Here is a 2,752-nt window from a genome sequence, read left to right on the forward strand (position 1 = left end):
GCACCACGACCTGCGGCTCCCCCGACGCGAGCGCCAGAGCCACCGCATCCACGTCGTCCGTGTCGACCAGCACCACCCGGCCCGGCTCCTCCGACTGCGCGGACCGCGCGAGCCCCCACACCGCCGCGCCCGCCAGATCGGTGACGTCCTCACCCTCCAAGGCCGCCACGGCCCCACGGGTGACGATCACCAACTGGCCGTTGGGTGACTGGAGTTCGTCCAGTACGGCGGCCAGCGCGGTTCGCACGGAGGCCGCGTCGGACCCCGGCTCGCTGCGCAGCACCGTCACGCCGTCGGGAATCCCCGCCGCGCCCTGGCACGGCACCGGCGTCCACTCCAGGCGGAACAGCGCGTCGTGATGCGCACCGCCTGCCAACTGATCGGCGGCGATCTCCCGCAGTACGAGCCCGCCCACCGATACGACGGGGTTTCCCGCGTCGTCCGCAGCGATCAGGGACACCGTGCGGTCCCCGGCCGGGGTGAGCCGGAGCCGGAGCCGGGCGGCACCGCCGAGTGCGAGGGCGGTGCGGGTGAAGGAGAAGGGCAGTGCCGCACGGTCGCCCGCGACGGCGCTCAGACCGATCGCGTGCAGGCAGGCGTCGAGGAGCGCGGGGTGGATGCCGTAGTCGAGCGCGTCCCGTACCGCTTCGTCGGGCAGGGAGATCTCGGCGTACACCGTGTCGCCCGACTTCCAGGCCGCCGTGAGGCCCTGGAACACCGGACCGTATTCGAGACCGGCTTCCGCCAGACCGTCGTACAGGCCGTCCAGGTCCACGGCTTCGGCGCCGGTCGGCGGCCAGTGGGTCATGTCGAAGGAGAGCTCGGGTGCCCCGGAGCCCAGGGCGCCCACCGCGTTCAGGGTCCAGGGCTCGTCGTCATCGGTGCGGGTGTGGATGCGCACCGGCCGGGCGCCGGAAGCATCGGGCTCGTCCACGGCCACCTGGATGGCGACGGAGCCCTGTTCGGGCAGGACCAGGGGCGCCTGCAGGGTGAGTTCTTCGAGCACGTCGCAGCCGAGCCGGCCGCCGGCGGTGAGCGCGAGTTCCACCAGGCCCGCGCCGGGGAACAGGACGGTGCCGCCCACCGCGTGGTCCGCGAGCCAGGGCTGCGCGGCGACGGAGAGCCGCCCTGTGAAGATCGTGCTGTCCGCGTCGGGCGCGGTCAGGGAGGCGGCGAGCAGGGGGTGGCCGACGGGTTCGAGTCCGGCCGCGGCCACTCCGCCGAGTTCGGCGGCGATCCAGGAGTCGGCCAGGTAGTCCACGGTGTCGAACCAGTAGCGCTGGCGCTGGAAGGCGTACGTCGGCAGCTCGACGCGGCGTGCTCCGCGCCCGTCGAAGACCGGCCGCCAGTCCACCGGCACACCGGATATGTGGAGTTGGCCGATGGCGTTGAGCAGCGCGGACACCTCGGCCCTGCCCTTGCGCAGGGACGCGGTGAGCAGCGCCGTGTCCGCCGTGACGGACTCCCTGGCCATGGCGGTGAGCACGGCTTCGGGACCGAGTTCGAGGAAGCGGGTGACGCCTTCGGCCTCCAGGGCGCGGATGCCGTCGGCGAACCGGACGGCGTCGCGGACGTGGCGTACCCAGTACTCGGGGTCGGTGAGCTGGGTCGCCAGTGCGCCGGTGACGTTGGAGACGACCGGGATCTTCGGTGCGTGGTACGTCAGCGAGTCGGCGATGGCACGGAACTCGTCGAGCATCGGCTCCATCAGCGGGGAGTGGAAGGCGTGCGAGACCCGCAGGCGTGTGGTCTTGCGGCCCTCGGTCTCGAAGTGCGCCTTGACGCGCAGTGCGGCTTCCTCGTCACCGGAGACGACCACGGAGGCGGGACCGTTGACGGCTGCGACGGCCAGCTGCCCGGTGAGCAGCGGGGTCACTTCGTCCTCGGTGGCCTGGATGGCCACCATCGCGCCGCCCTCGGGCAGGGCCTGCATCAACTTGCCGCGGGCGGCCACCAGTTGGGATGCGTCCGACAGGGACAGGACCCCGGCCGCGTGCGCCGCCGCGATCTCCCCGATGGAGTGCCCGGCCAGGAAGTCCGGCTTGACGCCCCAGGACTCGACGAGGCGGTAGAGGGCCACCTCGACCGCGAACAGCGCGGGCTGGGTGAACTCGGTGCGGTTCAACCGCTCCGCGTCCTCGCCCCAGATCACCTCGCGCAGCTCGCCGCCGATCGCGTCGAGTACGGCGTCGAAGGCCTCGGCGAAGACGGGGAACGTCTCGTACAACTCACGGCCCATGCCCGGGCGTTGGGCACCTTGGCCGGTGAAGAGGAAGGCCGTCCGCCCTTTGCCCCGCGGCGTGCCCTGCACGACTCCGGGCCCCGCCTGCCCTGCCGCGACGGCTCCGAGCCCGATGAGCAGCTCGTCGCGGTCGTTGCCGACGACGACGGCGCGGTGCTCGAGGGAGGAGCGGGTGGTGATGAGGGAGTGCCCGACGTCGAGGGCCCGCAGTTCGGTACGGGACTCCAAGTGCGTACGCAGGCGGTCGGCCTGGCCGCGCAGCGCGTCCGGGGTCCTGGCGGAGAACACCAGGGGTACGGCGGGGAGTTCGGACCCCGGCGTGCTCGCCTGCTCATCCTCATCGTGGGCTCCGGCTGCCTGCTCAGGGGCTTCGGGCTGCTCAAGGGCCTCGGGGGCCTGCTCGATGATGACGTGGGCGTTGGTGCCGCTGATCCCGAACGAAGAGATGCCCGCCCGGCGCGGACGGCCCGTCTCCGGCCAGGGCCGCGACTCGGTGAGGAGCTCGATATG

At 72.5% G+C, this 2,752-nt stretch carries 1 protein-coding gene; it reads right to left on the reverse strand.

The genetic code is table 11. From position 1 onward, the window contains the following. On the reverse strand, window positions 1–2,752 hold a 2,752-nt coding region (locus ACFQVC_RS42375), incomplete at both ends, for an acyltransferase domain-containing protein (protein ID WP_381842113.1).

This window comes from Streptomyces monticola (assembly GCF_042665355.1).
GTDB lineage: Bacteria > Actinomycetota > Actinomycetes > Streptomycetales > Streptomycetaceae > Streptomyces > Streptomyces monticola.